The organism is Paenibacillus sp. OAE614, assembly GCF_040546645.1.
GTDB classification, from domain to species: domain Bacteria; phylum Bacillota; class Bacilli; order Paenibacillales; family Paenibacillaceae; genus Paenibacillus_AQ; species Paenibacillus_AQ favisporus.
On record NZ_JBEPOD010000001.1, the window covers coordinates 1,765,004 to 1,780,425 of the forward strand.

Below are 15,422 nucleotides of genomic sequence, written 5' to 3' on the forward strand. Positions count from 1 at the left end.
GCAGGTATACCGATCAAGGAGACCGATCAAGGAGGTCACGATGAAAGCACTCATATTGGCGGCTGGCTACGCCACGAGGCTGTACCCGATGACGCGGGATGTGCCCAAAGCCCTGCTCCCCCTCGGACCCGGCACCATCCTCGATCATATCGTCCGCAAGGTGGAGCGGGTCAGCGGCATTTCGGAAATCGTACTGGTCAGCAACCACAGGTTTGCCTCCGCATTTCGGGCATGGGCCGAGTCGCGCGAATGTAGCGTACCGGTGCGCGTACTAGACGATGGTTCCACACATGAAGGGAACCGGCTCGGAGCGGTCGGCGACATGGCGTTTGCCGTGAAGGAAATGGGAATGGAAGAAGACCTTCTGGTCATGGCAGGGGACAACGTGTTTACGTTCGAACTGCAGGAGTATGTCGACTTTTATCACAAACGGCAGCGCGACTGCATCCTCGTTCAGCCGATGGAGCGTAAGGAGGACTTGCAGCGGATCGGCGTCGTCCAGCTTGATGAGGGGGACACCGTCCTGTCTTTCGAGGAAAAGCCGACAAATCCCCGGACAAATCTCGGCGTGCTCGCCGTGTACATTTACCGCAAAGACACGCTGCCTCTCATCGGCGAATATCTGAATGAAGGGAATCAGCCGGATGCCCCGGGATATTTCCCTGAATGGCTGTGCCAGCGCAAGGAGATGGCCGCATACCGGGCACGGGGAACGAGTTATGACATCGGGACGCCGGAGGCTTACCGAGAGGTGACGGAGAACTATGCAGTTTTGTTTGGGAATTGAATATTTATGAGTTTACATGTATATTTATCCGTATGGTGCTGAAGGAGCGATATACATGTATAAGTTTTTGGAGGAAATCACGATCAACACGTGGCCGGCCAAGTATTCCGCTCAGATGAACGGTTGGCTGGTCCGCTATGCGGACGGATACACGAAGCGGGCGAACTCGGTCAGTCCGATTTACCTGGACCCGGGCTGCGACGTGGAAGGCAGCATCGCCGCCGCCGAACGGTTTTACCGGGATGCCTCTCAGCCGGTCATTTTCAAGATGACTCCTTATGTTATGCCGTCCGATCTAGATGAACGTCTCGCCGGGCGGGGGTATATTCAGGTGGACCTATCCAGCGTGCGGATTCTGGATCTTCAGCGAGAAACGGCGCCGGCGGCTGACCCGGGGCTTCATGTCGTGTTCAGGGACCGGCTGGATACCGGCTGGCTCGAGCAGATGTCCCTCATGAACGAAATACCGGGCCACGGACAATCGGTCCTGGCGCACACGCTGGCCTCGACTCCGCTCAAGCAGGGATTTTTCCTGTTACAGCAAGGGAGTGAGACGGTAGCCGCCGGACTCGGCGTCATTCAGGAGGGATGGCTGGGCCTGTACGATATCGTGACACATCCTGATTTCCGGGAGCGGGGATTTGGATTCAAGCTGATCCAGCGCATGTTGGCATGGGGCCGGGAGCAGGGCGCACATTCGTCGTTTCTTCAGGTCGTTCAGGCCAATGAGGCGGCATGCCGGTTATACGACAAGCTTGGTTATCGCCATGTTTACTCTTATTGGTACAGAGTGCTTAAATAATGGAATTAGGCGAATGTTTGTTCTTGTCTCAGATGCCATTCCCAGGTATCATAGAGTGGCATGGCCAGCGCCATGACAGATTGACTTGGATTGGGAGAGATGAGGATGAACGACATACCGGAGAAACTTGCGCCGATGTGCGAACTGATCGATGGGGTGAAGGCACTGGCGGATATTCCGAAAGATCAGTGGACGGGAGCGATTGCCGAAGGCAAGTGGTCGCCGCAGGAAATCATCGGGCACATTATGCTGTGGGACAAGCATTTCCTGGAGCATGCGATCCGGCCGATGGCGGCCAAAGAACCGATGGATATGCCAAAGGTGGAGCTTGACGAATTCAACCGGAAAGCGGCCGCGTATGCGCGCAGCCAAGGGCGCCAGGAACTGATCGATCAGACGGTGCACTGGCGGGAGCAGATCATCGGAGAGCTGAAGCGGATACCGGTAGATGAGTATGCCTCCGAATACAGTACCGGAAGCGGCAAGCTGTCCGTAAACGAGTATCTGGCCGATTTTTACTGGCATGACCGCCATCATATGAATCAGATCCACAATTACATAGCAAACGGGCACAAATAGAACAGCTCTCCTAACAAGAGGACCGTAACGAGGTAAAAATTACTTCGGGCGGTCTTTTTTATAATATCAGAAGGTCTAAAAATACAGCATTGAGTAACGTTTAAGCTCCGGGGAATTTCTCCGGGGCTTATCTGGCATGAAATCGGATGGCCGGACCGTAGACTAATAGAAAATCTATCTGTCTGAGCCCAAGGAGGTCTGGCATGAACAGAGAGGACCGGCTGGAAGCAAGCCCACATGGGGGGACCCCTGAATCCGTAAGCATTAGCGAAGCCGAGCCGGCAGAATGGGAGTGGTACCTGCGCATTTATGATAAACAGATGGCTGCAGGGATCAAGCTGCCGCTTCATACCGATTCATTTCTGCCTGCGGGCTTCATGCCTTATTGGTTGAAAAAAAACGGAAAGGTGATCGGCGGTGCTGCTCTTTCGGGCAGTGCGATCCGGGATTTGTTCACGATTCCTCCCCATCAGGTGGATAACCGATTAATCATTGCTGTCGTCGAGGCGATCCGGGAGACGGAAGCAGGAGGGGGAACGCGTACGATCCACGCCTATGAAGTCTTTGCGGATCAGGAAGATGCCTATATGCGAGCAGGCTTTTTCCCGGCACCCCATAGGCATCGCTGGATGCAGCGGCCAACGGCCGAATATGATTCCCACGGAAACGGCGGATCAGCTTTTCAATCCGTAGAAATCCAACATGAGGGCGGAGAACAGAGGCTCGTGCTTGAACGGGAGATCGGATTGTTTTTGTTCAAGCATGCATGGCATGAAGAGGGAAGCAAGCTGGAGGACGCTTCATTTGCTGACGTGCTGTCCATGCTCAGGCTCGATGCTGCGCATATGACAGAGGAGACAACGCTGGCTTCAAGCCTGTTGTATGATACGTCGACCCGCGCATTGATCGGGGTCTGTATCATTGGGATGCTGGCGGGCTGTCCCACGATTCAGGTGCTCACCGTCATGAAGGCTTACAGAGGCCGTGGGCTGGCGACCCAGATGGTGCAAAAAGCGCTGACGATGTTAAAAAAACTGGGGCTGCCGCTGCTGCGGATTCGTGCCATACATGGACATCCGCATGAGTCCTTGTGCTTTCAACTTGGCTTTATGCCTGGTCCTCTGTTTATATCGACCATGACCATGTATGGCTGAGTGGGCCGCAACCAGTGCATCCGGAAGCAAAGCGTGGGGAACTGGGAAGAAGCGTCCGGCATATTTTCCAAAACTTGATCGGGCCATCTGCTTTATCCTGCTACCGTAACTCATTGACGCTCACAGCATAATGATTTAGAATTTCTTTTCGAAAGGTTCATTTCAACATTTCAATCAAGTTCGTGCAGCATCCGCTTTTAAACTCCGATTCGTTCGCGAGTGGCGAAATTTTAACGAAGACTTCGTAGTGTCATCGGTTTCGTTCGCCCCCTGTCCTAACCGACAGGGGGCTTTTGGTTGTTGCGCGGGTACTGGCATCAGGAGGTTATCCATTTGAACAAGCTCAAATACTCGCTGCTCATACTGATCGGTGCATGCAGCTACGGCGTGCTTTCCTCCATTATGAAGGTCGGCATGAAGGAAGGTTTCACAGTCAGCCAAATGCTTGGTGGCCAATATATTTTCGGTTGGTCATTGCTGCTGGTGCTGATGCTTATTTTTTCCCGGAAAAAGATTGCACCGAAGCAGTGGCTCTTATTGCTGGCGGTGGGAATTACCATGAGCGGCACGTCGGTTTTTTACGGCAAGGCCGTTGAGCGGCTGCCCGCTTCGATTGCCGTTGTGCTGCTGTTCCAGTTCACATGGATCGGCGTATTAATGGAAGCCGCCGCGGATCGTCGCATTCCAAGCCGCAGCAAAATCATTTCGATCGTGATTTTGATCCTGGGGACCCTGCTCGCTGGAGGCGTCATCGGCGAAAGTACCGGACCGCTGGACACAAGAGGCGTCGTATACGGTCTGCTGTCCGCTTTTACGTTTGCGCTATATATGTTTGTCAGCGGACGCGTCGGAACGACGGTTCCTGCCTTTAATAGAAGCTTCTTCATGACCACGGGCTCGGGCGTCATCGTATTGTCCGTCTTCTCTCCCGCTTTTTTGTGGGATGGGGCTTTGGTGGCCGGGTTATGGAAATACGGTCTGATTCTTGGCATTCTAGGCATCTTGATCCCGGTGCTCTTTTTCGCGATCGGTATGCCGAAGGTGGGCTCCGGCACGGGGGCGATCCTGGGAGCTGCGGAATTGCCTGCGGCGGTCGTCGCTTCCGTCCTGCTGGTTCACGAGCATGTGAGCAGTCTGCAGTGGCTCGGAATTGTACTTATTTTCATCGGCATCGCCATCCCGCAAATCCGCTTTTCAAGGAAGCAAAGCCCGCCGATATATGAACGACCGGAAAGCGCCGCACATCTTTAGCTTTTTGACGGGCTCGAGATTAAGCATTACGGTACAGGGTAATGTAAACATGTAGACATCTCTTCTTATTTTAGCCTCGGCGCGTAGCCGCAGGCTGTTTTTTTTGTATAATGGAATCAGTAAGAAGGGGGTTGATTTGCAATTATTCATGCAATGACTGCATTTTCTGTTTAGGGTAATCAAAGAAAGCTTCGATTTCATTAAAAATATGGAGGTAATTTCTTATGATTATCAGACAAATGCATGTGAACGAGGCGGACAAGATCCGCCAAATCGACCGGTCCGAACAGATCGACCGGATTTACAAAATGAACGACGGGCAGCTTGAAACCGTTCCGATGGGACATGAATGTCCGACCTGGGATGAGGAACATACGGATGAAATGGTCAACCGCTTCCAGCGTGAGCTGGAGCAGGGAGGCACGGCATACGGGGCGTTCGACGGCGAAGTGCTCGCCGGCTTTGGCGTGCTCGGACACCGGTTCAGAGGCCGCAACCAAGACCAGCTGCAGGTGGATCTGATGTATGTCAGCCGGCCATACCGGAGACAAGGGCTGGCTACCCGGATCATGAACGAGCTGAGCCGCGTGGCCAAGGAGCGCGGAGCGAGCTATTTATACATATCCTCGACGGAAACGGAATCAGCGGTCGGCTTCTATCGTGCCAACGGCGGAAACCTCACCGAGGAAGTGGATGAGGAGCTGTATCAGCAGGAGCCGGAAGACATTCATATGCTCAAGAAGCTGTAAGACAGAGGAAATAGAGGTGAACGGGCAGTGTTCGTGTATTTTGCATTCGGAATAGGTATTCTCATCATGATCGGGGCGGGCGTGCTCGCTTGGAAAAATTCCAAAATCATCGCAGAACAGAAGAAGCAGCCCGGCCCCAGACCGATTCACTACACCTATACGGTGCAGGTGACAAGCCGCTTAGATGAAGAGGAGAACAGCCGTTTCACCCCGATTTATCGAATTTTGTATGAGGATCCTCAAGGAACGATGTATGCGTACTTAAGCAGGGTAACCGGGGAAAGGGAGCTGAAGCTGTCCGAAGCAACCGGCATCATGGAGACTAAGCTGGCGGACGTGCTCGCGAAGGGCCGGCTCAAGGCGGCGTCTCCTGTCATGGAAGCGGTCATCGGCGAAGAGGAGAAGGAGGCTGTCGCCCGTTTGGACCACAAGTTAAACGCGTCAGGGGGGCTGGTCAATGGATGACTTGACAAAGCGGCCGATTCGGGCGGTGTTGTTTGATTTCGACGGCACGCTGGCGGATACGCTGCCATTGTCTTTTTACGCGTTTCAGGAAGTATTCCGCAAGTATACTGCGAAGGAGTACAGCAACGAAGAGATCATGGCTTGGTTTGGACCGACAGAGGAAGGCATTATCAGCCAGGTTTTGAAATCTCACGAGTCACTGCCGGAAGCTATTGACGACTACTATCGGATCTACGACGCATATCACGACCGGATGCTCACGCTTTCGGAAGAAATCCGCGGCATGCTGAACCGGCTGCAGGACATGTCCATTCCGATGGGCATCATCACAGGCAAAAGCCGCAGGTCGCTCGACATTTCTTCGGCCAAGCTCGCTATGGGGTCTTATTTCACCGTTGGCTTTGCCGGGGATGAGCTTACCCGTCCCAAGCCGGATCGGGAGGGCCTCGATAGGGCGATGGCCGTGCTCGGAGTAATGCCGGAAGATACGCTGTTTATCGGGGACAGCAACGCCGATATGGCAGCCGGGCGGGCGGCAGGCACCCGGATCGGCGGTGCAATGTGGTTTGAAACGATTCAGAGCAGCAATCTTCTTCCCGTTCCCGATTATCGGTTCACCTCGCCGCTTCAAGTGGCGGAGCTGATTGGCAGGTTAAATCAGGGCAAAGGATAAACAAGAGGCGAAGGAGGGAAGGCGAATGCATGTCGTTCAATTTCAGGATCCGGAAGCATTTTTGGAGCATACGGAGCCGGTGCTGCTTGAGAATGAACTGCTGAACAATCTTCCGCTTGGCATTCTGTACCGGTTGGTAGACACGATGAAAGAAGAAGGCGGCATTCCGCGGCATGGGGAGGGAAGCAGCCGGCTGTTTCTGGCGACGGTTCAGAACGGAGAGCAGCCCCTGCTCATACTCATCCAGACGCTGTCGCATCTGATTCTGTACGCAAGCGATGAAGTCGGCGGCCCGGAACAGCTTCGGACTTGCTGTTGCGAGGCGGTGGACTATATCATCCGTCAGGGTGAGGTATCCCAAATCCCTAGCATTATTGGGTTAACGTCAACCGCTGAAATGTTTGCGGAGGTGTGGCGCGACAAGACCGGCATTTCCTACCATGTCGGAATGAATCAGCGGATATACCGCTGCACGAAAGTAAACCCTATTTCCGAAAGCGGGGGGCACTTGAGGGAAGCTGGGCCAGATGATCTGCCGCTCCTTACAAGGTGGGTGCTGGACTTCAGCCGCGAAGCGCTGGAGCCGATCCCGCAGGAGGACGCCGAACGGATTGCCAGAAGGGGAGTCACCTTGTCTTCCCTCTATATTTGGGATGATGGGGGACCGGTCTCCATGGTCCAAAAATCGCGCCCGACCCGACGCGGTATCGTGGTCACGCTGGTTTACACGCCTCCCGAGCTGCGCGGAAGGGGCTATGCAAGCTCATCCGTAGCCGAACTGACCCGGCGGCTCCTAAGCAGTGATTACGAGTTCACCTGCCTGTACACGGATCTCAGCAATCCGGTGTCCAACCATATTTACATGAATATCGGCTACGAGCCGGCGGCGGATTCCATCGTGTATGTATTCGACCGGGCGGGCGAATAGTTACATATGATAGCTGCCTGTGGGTTCGTTTAAGACCCATTCCAGCATGGTCAGCATGTCTTCGACGCGGAGCAGCTGGGCAGACAGCGAGGCGTGAACCGGCGTGTCCGGTTCAGCCGATTCGATGCGGGAGAGCAGCGACTTTTTTTGCATCAGCAGTTCGTTCATTTTGGATTTAATCTGGTTTTCGGTTCTCATTGATAACCCTCCATGTGCAGTTGTTGCGGTACCATGATGATTATACCAGTCTTGAAGGGCAGGTCCATAACCGAATCGGCCCATCCACTATACCAAGGAGATGATGAGGAATATGAATCTGAAGAAAATGGCTGCGGAAAAAGCGGTTGAATACGTTGAGGACGGCATGCGTGTCGGTCTGGGGACAGGCTCCACCGCTTACTGGGCGATCAAGAGAATCGGTGAACGCGTCAGGGAAGGGATGACGATACAGGCCGTGGCGACCTCCAAGGCTTCGGAGAAGCTGGCGGCCGAGGAAGGGATTCCGCTGGTGCCTTTTCACCAATTGGACGGGCTGGACCTGACTATTGACGGTGCAGACGAAGTCAATCCGGAACTGAGCCTGATTAAAGGCGGGGGCGGAGCGCTGCTGCGGGAAAAAATCGTTGCCTACCACAGCAAGCAGCTGATCATTATTGCCGATGAGCACAAAGTAGTGAATACGCTGGGCGCATTTCCCCTCCCGGTGGAGATCATCCCGTTTGCGCATGAATGGACGCTGGGATCGCTGGAGAAGCTCGGATGCAGCCCGCAGCTGCGCACCGATAACGACCAGCTGTACGTCACCGACAACGGAAACTATATCGCCGATTGCCGCTTTGGGGAGATTGCCGACCCTGCGAAGCTGCATCAGCAGCTGTTATACATTCCGGGCGTGGTGGACAACGGGTTGTTCATTGGAATGGCGGACCGGGCAGTCATCGCCGGCAGCGACGGAACGGTTAAAATCATGGAGCGTCCGTTAAACCGGTAGGTCAGGCGCATTTCATGAAACAACCGGACTTGTCCGCTGCATGGCGAAATTTGCTGACCGTGTTGATCGTCGCTTATACACTTCTTCTCCTCTATTGGATGTTCCTGGGGTTCGGACGGAGCCCGGGTTCATCCTTTCATTATAATGTGATTCCTTTGCGGACGATCCGGCTGTACATACAGTATGGCTGGACCATGTCCCCGAAAACATGGATCATCAATTTGTTCGGCAATATGGCGGTGTTCGTCCCTTTCGGCCTCCTGCTGCCGCTGCTGATCCAGAAGCTGCAGTCGTGGCTTGTGCTTACGGCCGTCTTCGTTTCGTCCATCCTGGTCGTGGAATGGGCGCAGATGCTGCTGCGGGTAGGCAGCTTTGACGTGGATGACGTGATCCTGAATACAGCGGGCGTGTGGATCGGATGGTTGATCTCCAGCATTTGGCGGGAACGGATCGGTACAAAAAGAGGAACAAAGGTTTGACATCATCGCGTCTTTCGATTATCTTAGCATTAAGATAGCGCGTTTGGAGGTTTTTACATGGCTGGTAAAACTAGCAACGATGAATTGTCCCTGGATTTATTTATTGTCCTTGCCCGCGCCTATAATTCAGTAGTTGCCCACTCCATTCGTGATATTCAAAGCCACGGTTTGAATTCAACGGAATTTGGAGTCCTGGATCTGCTGTATCACAAAGGGCCCCAACCACTGCAAAAAATCGGGGAGAAGGTATTGATATCCAGCGGGAACATTACGTACGTGGCGGATAAGCTGCAGAAAAAGAATCTGCTTGTCCGCAAGGCGTCGCCGGACGACCGACGGGTCATATTTGCAGATCTGACGGATGAGGGGAGAGCATTCTTCCAGAGTATTTTTCCTCAGCATCAGCAGGTTCTGGTCCGCGCGGTGGAAGATCTGGACAGCGAAGAGAAGATGCAGGCGATTCAGCTTCTGCGCAAGCTCGGATTGTCAGCAGAGCGGAAATTCAAGGAGAGTGGGGCTATATGAACGGACAGCTTCGCGCAAACATCAGGCCCGGACTCGAGGTCGATATCGTACTGAAGCAGGACCAGCGTACAGGCAAAAGGACACGCGGCATCGTGAAGGATATCCTGACCAATTCCGCCCAGCATCCGCACGGCATTAAGGTCAGGCTGACGGACGGGCAGGTCGGCCGGGTGCAGGAAATCATCACGCCATAAAGTGTTAGGAACAGAACAATCTTGGCAGTCGTGCTGAAGCATGAAAAACAGCCGCTGCCCGCCGGAAGGGCGGGAGCGGCTGTTTTTCTTTTTGTATTGATGACCGTTATTCCTCGGACGGTCACAGATGAAACCGTTCAACCTGATCCCACTGCTTTTCTTTGCGCAAAATTTCGCGCTGTTTTGGCCCGATCAGGTCAAAATGGGGAAAAGGAGAGCGGTTGTGTATATATTTCGGTGAAAGTCCGTGGCTGACGCACCAGCCGGCGAGCCGGTCCAAATCCGAGCAGCCGACCTTGGTAACCGTCGTCATCCCGGGAAAACGCGGGTCCAGCCAGTAGTGCGTCAAATACGCGATTTCTCCCCGGCTGACCGCCTCCTTCCACCGGTTCAGTTCAATGCGGTTAATTCCAAAAGCCATCCTGTATTCATCCCCATCTATTTCGTCATTCGTCTTCGGATATGATTCGTACGTCTTCGCACATTTCCAGTTATTCCGCCTGGCAAATTCCTGCTTGCCGATTAAGCGTCTGCCGTACGCTGCATCAGACGCTTCAGCTTGGTTTCGGTCGGAGATCCGGCGCACGGCGTATAGATGCTGCAGCGCAAATCGCTGCCGCCCTGTACCTGCAGCGACGTTAAATCGAACAGCATCTTTCCGGCTTTGGCATGCCTGAACTCAATCAGCACCTCCGGTGCCGAGCTGACCTGGCTCTGTTTCCACAGCGTCAGGAATTCGGGATCGGTATTCTCCATTTCCCGCAGAAACTGCTCATACCATTCGTCATCGACGTACTGCCCGTAATACGCGCGAAAGATCGACAAAAACCCCATAATAAAATGCTCCCAGTTAACCGCCAGCCTCCGCAGCTCCTTGCGGGTAAACAGAAGGCGGATCAGGTTCCGCTCCTCAGGCGGAATCTGGGTAAAGTCGAGAAACACGTGAGCGGCCGCTTCATTCCAGCCGACAATCTGGAAACGCCGGTCGGAGATGATCGTTGGACAGTAGTGGAGCTCGTCCACGATTTTTTGCAGGGCCGGGCTGATCTGCGGGTGCTCCTGCTGAATCGGGGCGGCAGCAGAGCCGCTCTCCAGGGCGAGCGAAAATAAATATTTCCGCTCGTCCGCTGTCAGCCGGAGCGCGGACGCGACGCAGTCGAGCACTGAAGCGGACACTTTGATGTCCCGTCCCTGTTCAAGCCAAGTATACCAGGTGCTGCTGACCCCGGCGAGCTGTGCCACTTCTTCCCGCCGGAGTCCGGGCGTCCGCCGGCGGGTGCCCTGCGGAAGTCCGACCGTTTCCGGCTGCAGCTTGGCCCGCTGGTTTTTCAAAAAAGCGGAAAGCGCATTAAGCCGTGTCTGCTGGTTCATCTGTTCTTGCACCTCTTTCAAAGTTAAGACCCATTTGCAGTTCCTTTTGTAGATCTAGATTCAGTTCTATTTGCACATCCAATTATAAGTTCCATCGTAGGTTCCGTTGCCATCCGGGTGTTTCTTATGATGGTGTTCATTATGATGGTGTTGATTATGATGGTGTTGATTATACTAGGATAAACTATAACTTGTAATAGGATAAATGCTATGGAAAGATAATATCATAATTTGAGTTTGGGAGGAATACCAGATGGAGAAGGTTGTCGTTACAGGAATGGGGCTGGTTTCACCGCTGGGCAGCACGGTACCCGGCTTTTGGAATGCCATGATTCGAGGCGAGTCGGGAATATCCCGGATCGATGCGTTTGATACGTCCCGCATGAAGGCTTCCGTCGCCGGCATCGTGCGGGACTTTGATGCGGAGGCAAGGTTCGGCCGCAAGGAAGCCCGGCGGATGGACCGCTTCTGCCAATTTGCGCTGGCGGCGGCTGAAGACGCGCTCAAGGATGCGGAACTGGACATGGACCGCCTGGATAAGGAGCGGACGGGTGTGTACGTCGGCTCCGGTATCGGAGGCATCGGGACATTGATGGAGCAGGGGGACGTTCTTCGTTCCCGGGGACCGGAACGAGTCAGCCCGCTGCTCGTCCCGATGATAATCTCGAATATGGCCGCGGCGACGATCAGCATCCGGTTCGGCTTCACCGGACCTACGATGTCGCCGGTTACGGCATGCTCGATCGGCAATACAAGCATCGGAGAGGCGTTCCGGCTGATCCGCTCGGGCGGTGCGGACGTCATGATCGTCGGCGGAACGGAAGCGGCCATTTCCGAAATTTCGATGGCGAGCTTCGGCAATGCTACGGCCCTTTCGGCATGGGACGGGGATCCGAAGCTGGCAAGCCGCCCGTTCGATGCTGGCCGCGACGGGTTCGTCATGAGCGAAGGCGCGGGCATCCTAGTGCTGGAGTCGCTGTCCCACGCCCGCCGCCGGAACGCCCGCATATATGCGGAGGTAGCCGGGTATGGGGCGACTTCGGATGCCTATCATATTGTCGCTTCCCATCCGGAAGGCATCGGAGCCTACAACGCGATGAGGCTTGCCCTTCAGGAAGCCGCCGTCCGTCCGGTGGACGTCGATGTGGTCAGCGCTCATGCCACGAGTACGGAAGTCGGGGACAAGTCCGAGACGCAGGCCATCAAGCGCTTGTTCGGCGAGGCGGCTTACCGTGTTCCGGTGACGGCGAACAAATCGATGCTCGGACATATGTTTGGGGCTTCCGGTGGCGCTCAAGCCATCGCTTTGGTACAGATGCTGCTGGAAGGCGTGATTCCGCCGACGATCAATCTGCGGGAAGCGGACCCGGATTGCGACCTGGATTATGTTCCGAATATCGCGCGCACCGCTGAAGTCAAGATCGGCATGTCCAATTCCTTCGGTTTTGGCGGTCATAATGCTGTCATCGTTTTGAAGCGATTCGAAGCGTAACCAAGGGCGTATCCCTTCCTCCGGGCTTCTCTTTGGCGGCCAATCCCTCGAGTCCCGGTCCTCTGGACCGATATGGTATGATGGGGATATCTATCCATAAGTCAGCACCCATAACTGGAGGGGATGAGAATTGGCCGTCAAAATTTGTCCGAAGTGCGGGGAATCCAATCCGGAGCAGGCGTGGACCTGCGTACGCTGCGGCAGTTCCTTGCAGAATGCCGAAGTGGCCGGAACTCCGGATGCCGACAAAGGGGCGGGCATATCGCTCGGACGCGATGAGAACATCTGCCCTGCATGCGGTGAACAGCTCGAACCGGGGGCGAGAAAGTGCAAGTTTTGCGGGACGACGATTTATAAAAAGCCCGCTGCACCGATTTATGAAGAACCGGATGAAGATCCGTTTAGACCAAGTGCGGTGTCGATCATTTTGCTGATTCTGGCGACGGTGGTGTTTCCTCCGGCCGGTCTCATCATAGGCGGGGTGGCCGTCGTTCTCGGCGATCCGGATAAACGGATCGCCGGGCAGCTTTTGATGGTTCTCGGGCTGATCGTGATTGCGGTGAAGTACTTTTTTTAATGCGTGTCGCCATCATTTTCTAGAAGAAATTCGGCTGCCAGCCTGGTCGGGGGCTACTTCTTTGGGTATATCTTAAGTAGAAGCTTGTTAACTAAGGAGGCTGGCCGATGACCAAAGAACATTTTGAAGCAGCGAGGGCTTCGGAAGCGGAGTACCATCAGCGCTTTTACGAAGATAACGATCTGTTTGAACAGGGTACCTGGATGGCTCAGCCGGGACCGGTCGTCATGGAAATGCTGGAGCGGCTGCTCCAGCATCGCGAGGATGCGCAGGTGCTCGATCTCGGCTGCGGCGTCGGCCGCAATACGATTCCGGTCGCCGAGCGGTTGCGCGGAACCCGGAGCCGGTTGGTCGGGGTGGATCTATTGGAGGATGCCGCTGCCAAGCTTAAGGAATACGCAGTGGAATTCGGTGTACAGGAGCTGGTTGAATCTGAGGCCGCCGATGTGGAGCATTACGCGATCGAGGCGAATGCCTACGATTACATTATTGCGTGCTCGGCACTGGAGCATACGTCATCGGTAGACGCACTGGAACAGGTGCTGGACCGGATGAAGCGCGGGACGCGGACCGGCGGAATCCACTGTATCACCATGAGCACGGACGTAGAGGAAGTTAACCGGGTAACCGGAGAAGTTCGGAAGGGATTAATCGAGACCAATTTGGCGCAGCAGGACGCTATGGCCCTGCTTCAGCAGCATTACCGGGATTGGAACATCCTGATCGAACGGGTGGTACCGCAGAGCATCGAGGAAGTGAAGGATGGGCGCAGCATCGATTTTCGCTGTTCCCTGATTACGTTTGCCGCACAGAAGATCCGATAAAACCGATGTGCGTGCAGCTGCAGCCCTCCTACGCCGCTTAACTGTTTGATCAAGATATGAGATCTATCAAACCTTTGCCCCATGACAGCCAGCGGCTGACGGGGCTTTTTTTCGCTCAAATACGCTAGGGTTGGAAACGCGATGACATGCGAGACGTCAGGAGGAGTTCTGCTTGCTCCAGGGCCACCCTGCAGATTCGGTCCGGTTGAAATTTACGCGCAGACAAGGTACAGTAACGAAACAGAATTCTTTTTGCCATGATAGGGCAGAGCAGTGAATGTGAATTTACAGGAGGCAGAACCTATGCTGTTAAATATCAAAAATTACATACGCAAGCCGGAGACGATGGAGCTCATCTCCTATGCGGTTTTTCCCGATGACCGGTCGATTGAGCAGGCGATCCAGCAGTACGAGGCCAACGACGCCTGGCAGCTGTACGGTTTTGAAGACGGGGAACTTCTAGTCGGGTTGATCGGTTTTGAAAAGATGGATGATACCTTGCTGATCCGCCATATTTCGGTCATTCCGGAAAACCGCGGGCTCGGATACGGAAGGGGCATGATCCTGGAAGTGCTGACGCAGGAAAAGCCCGTCAGGGTCGTAGCGGAGACGGATGAGGAGGCGGTCGACTTTTACCGCAGCATCGGATTTGAGGTGCACAGCCTGGGCGAACTGTTCCCGGGAGTGGAGCGTTTCCGCTGCGTTTACGAAGCCGAAGAGGATGAGGAATAAAACGGCAAATCAGATGAAAATAACGAGAGCCGGTTCCGGAAAGGGACCGGTTTTTAAAATCAAAAATCCCGCACATGGTCCCGTTTCGCTCCCAGGCCCGGATACATATACTGCAGTAAGCAGCTTATGAGTCAGAAGGGGGGCGAAGGCTTTGGTGTATTCATACACCGCGATAGGGGATTCATTGACCGTCGGTTTTGGAGCCTTGCCGGGAAACGGTTTTGTTCCAGTGTATCGGGGTATGGCGGAACAGCATGTAAGAGCTTTTGTAGCCTATGAAAATTTTGGCGTAAACGGGTTGACGACATCAGGCTTGTATGAGCACATCAACCGGAATGGAGCGATGCGGCAGGCGATCAAGCAGGCGGAGATCATTACGATCTCGATTGGAGGCAACGACCTGATCCGGGCGGCCAAAAGCGCACCGTTCGGCTCGAAGGCTTCCCAGCATTTCAATCAGGCGCTGAGCCAGTGCAAAACGAATGTGTCCGGAGTTCTCCGCACGATCAACCAGTTAAAAGGCGGGGGCCAGGGTCCCTACATTATCCGCGTCGTAGGCTTGTACAACCCGTACCCGCAGGTTGAAGAGGCGGGTTACTGGGTACAGCAGTATAACCGTTTTTTAAACGGATACGCCGGCGGAAACCTGGGGGTCGCCAACATTTACGGTTCCTTTCAGGGAAGGGAACGGGAACTGCTGTCGCTTGACCATCTGCATCCAAACGGCAGGGGGTACCGGGTCATTGCGGAACAGCTTAACGGGTTGGGTTATCGGCCTTTGGTCTAAGCAGCCCGGCACAAAAAACAGATCCGATTGCCGGGTCTGTTTTTTGCTGCTCGGGCCCCGCA

The 15,422-nt window shown here is 54.5% G+C and carries 21 protein-coding genes; 18 read left to right on the forward strand and 3 right to left on the reverse strand.

What is annotated here, in order from left to right:
• Positions 1-40: 40 nt before the first annotated feature.
• From ABIE48_RS08415 to ABIE48_RS08455, 9 genes are all read left to right on the forward strand, one after another.
• Positions 41-787 (forward strand): nucleotidyltransferase family protein, encoded by a 747-nt coding sequence (locus tag ABIE48_RS08415; RefSeq protein WP_192714778.1) that lies wholly within the window; start codon positions 41-43, stop codon positions 785-787.
• Positions 788-842: 55 nt separating this feature from the next.
• Positions 843-1,589, forward strand: coding sequence for a GNAT family N-acetyltransferase (locus ABIE48_RS08420; protein WP_186325908.1), 747 nt, complete (start codon positions 843-845; stop codon positions 1,587-1,589).
• 105 nt (positions 1,590-1,694) lie between these two features.
• Positions 1,695-2,168, forward strand: coding sequence for a DinB family protein (locus ABIE48_RS08425; RefSeq protein WP_192714777.1), 474 nt, complete (start codon positions 1,695-1,697; stop codon positions 2,166-2,168).
• Between the two features lie 203 nt (positions 2,169-2,371).
• Positions 2,372-3,322 (forward strand): GNAT family N-acetyltransferase, encoded by a 951-nt coding sequence (locus ABIE48_RS08430; RefSeq protein WP_192714776.1) that lies wholly within the window; start codon positions 2,372-2,374, stop codon positions 3,320-3,322.
• Between the two features lie 333 nt (positions 3,323-3,655).
• The gene (locus ABIE48_RS08435; protein WP_145022060.1) at positions 3,656-4,573 is read left to right on the forward strand and encodes an EamA family transporter; all 918 of its coding nucleotides are present in this window, start codon (positions 3,656-3,658) and stop codon (positions 4,571-4,573) included.
• A gap of 224 nt (positions 4,574-4,797) precedes the next feature.
• Positions 4,798-5,322, forward strand: a complete 525-nt coding sequence (locus tag ABIE48_RS08440; RefSeq protein ID WP_192714775.1) for a GNAT family N-acetyltransferase — start codon at positions 4,798-4,800, stop codon at positions 5,320-5,322.
• A 27-nt stretch (positions 5,323-5,349) separates the two neighbouring features.
• Positions 5,350-5,787, forward strand: a complete 438-nt coding sequence (locus ABIE48_RS08445; protein WP_145022055.1) for a hypothetical protein — start codon at positions 5,350-5,352, stop codon at positions 5,785-5,787.
• Entirely contained in the window at positions 5,780-6,460 is a 681-nt protein-coding gene (locus ABIE48_RS08450; RefSeq protein ID WP_145022053.1) for an HAD family hydrolase, read from the forward strand. Before ABIE48_RS08445 ends, ABIE48_RS08450 begins: the two co-directional genes overlap by 8 nt.
• A gap of 25 nt (positions 6,461-6,485) precedes the next feature.
• Positions 6,486-7,388, forward strand: coding sequence for a GNAT family N-acetyltransferase (locus tag ABIE48_RS08455; protein WP_105443697.1), 903 nt, complete (start codon positions 6,486-6,488; stop codon positions 7,386-7,388).
• Here the strand turns inward: ABIE48_RS08455 and ABIE48_RS08460 are convergent, their stop codons facing one another.
• Positions 7,389-7,586, reverse strand: a complete 198-nt coding sequence (locus ABIE48_RS08460) for a hypothetical protein (RefSeq protein WP_105443696.1) — start codon at positions 7,584-7,586, stop codon at positions 7,389-7,391.
• 112 nt (positions 7,587-7,698) lie between these two features.
• On the opposite strand from ABIE48_RS08460, the gene rpiA reads away from it, so the two are divergent.
• The 4 genes from rpiA to ABIE48_RS08480 are packed head-to-tail and all read left to right on the forward strand — an operon-like array spanning position 7,699 to position 9,577.
• Positions 7,699-8,379: a ribose-5-phosphate isomerase RpiA gene (rpiA, locus tag ABIE48_RS08465; RefSeq protein WP_181909017.1), complete on the forward strand. Its 681-nt coding sequence runs from the start codon at positions 7,699-7,701 to the stop codon at positions 8,377-8,379.
• A 14-nt stretch (positions 8,380-8,393) separates the two neighbouring features.
• The gene (locus ABIE48_RS08470; RefSeq protein WP_145022051.1) at positions 8,394-8,858 is read left to right on the forward strand and encodes a VanZ family protein; all 465 of its coding nucleotides are present in this window, start codon (positions 8,394-8,396) and stop codon (positions 8,856-8,858) included.
• 57 nt (positions 8,859-8,915) lie between these two features.
• On the forward strand, positions 8,916-9,383 hold the full coding sequence (locus tag ABIE48_RS08475) for a MarR family winged helix-turn-helix transcriptional regulator (RefSeq protein WP_076168391.1): 468 nt from the start codon (positions 8,916-8,918) through the stop codon (positions 9,381-9,383).
• Positions 9,380-9,577, forward strand: a complete 198-nt coding sequence (locus ABIE48_RS08480; RefSeq protein WP_076168389.1) for a YwbE family protein — start codon at positions 9,380-9,382, stop codon at positions 9,575-9,577. Before ABIE48_RS08475 ends, ABIE48_RS08480 begins: the two co-directional genes overlap by 4 nt.
• A 121-nt stretch (positions 9,578-9,698) precedes the next feature.
• Here ABIE48_RS08480 and ABIE48_RS08485 read toward each other — a convergent pair whose 3' ends face one another.
• Complete coding sequence (locus ABIE48_RS08485; protein WP_105443693.1) at positions 9,699-9,998, reverse strand: hypothetical protein; 300 nt, start codon at positions 9,996-9,998, stop codon at positions 9,699-9,701.
• Positions 9,999-10,099: 101 nt separating this feature from the next.
• Positions 10,100-10,948, reverse strand: a complete 849-nt coding sequence (locus ABIE48_RS08490; protein ID WP_145022049.1) for a helix-turn-helix transcriptional regulator — start codon at positions 10,946-10,948, stop codon at positions 10,100-10,102.
• Between the two features lie 253 nt (positions 10,949-11,201).
• Here ABIE48_RS08490 and fabF point away from each other — a divergent pair, with 253 nt between their 5' ends.
• From fabF to ABIE48_RS08515, 5 genes are all read left to right on the forward strand, one after another.
• Positions 11,202-12,440: a beta-ketoacyl-ACP synthase II gene (gene fabF / locus ABIE48_RS08495; RefSeq protein ID WP_192714774.1), complete on the forward strand. Its 1,239-nt coding sequence runs from the start codon at positions 11,202-11,204 to the stop codon at positions 12,438-12,440.
• Between the two features lie 130 nt (positions 12,441-12,570).
• On the forward strand, positions 12,571-13,017 hold the full coding sequence (locus tag ABIE48_RS08500; protein ID WP_145022044.1) for a zinc ribbon domain-containing protein: 447 nt from the start codon (positions 12,571-12,573) through the stop codon (positions 13,015-13,017).
• A 107-nt stretch (positions 13,018-13,124) separates the two neighbouring features.
• Entirely contained in the window at positions 13,125-13,841 is a 717-nt protein-coding gene (locus ABIE48_RS08505) for a class I SAM-dependent methyltransferase (RefSeq protein ID WP_192714773.1), read from the forward strand.
• Positions 13,842-14,144: 303 nt separating this feature from the next.
• Entirely contained in the window at positions 14,145-14,573 is a 429-nt protein-coding gene (locus ABIE48_RS08510) for a GNAT family N-acetyltransferase (protein ID WP_076168379.1), read from the forward strand.
• Between the two features lie 154 nt (positions 14,574-14,727).
• Positions 14,728-15,360, forward strand: a complete 633-nt coding sequence (locus ABIE48_RS08515; RefSeq protein ID WP_354520605.1) for a GDSL-type esterase/lipase family protein — start codon at positions 14,728-14,730, stop codon at positions 15,358-15,360.
• Positions 15,361-15,422: the final 62 nt, after the last annotated feature.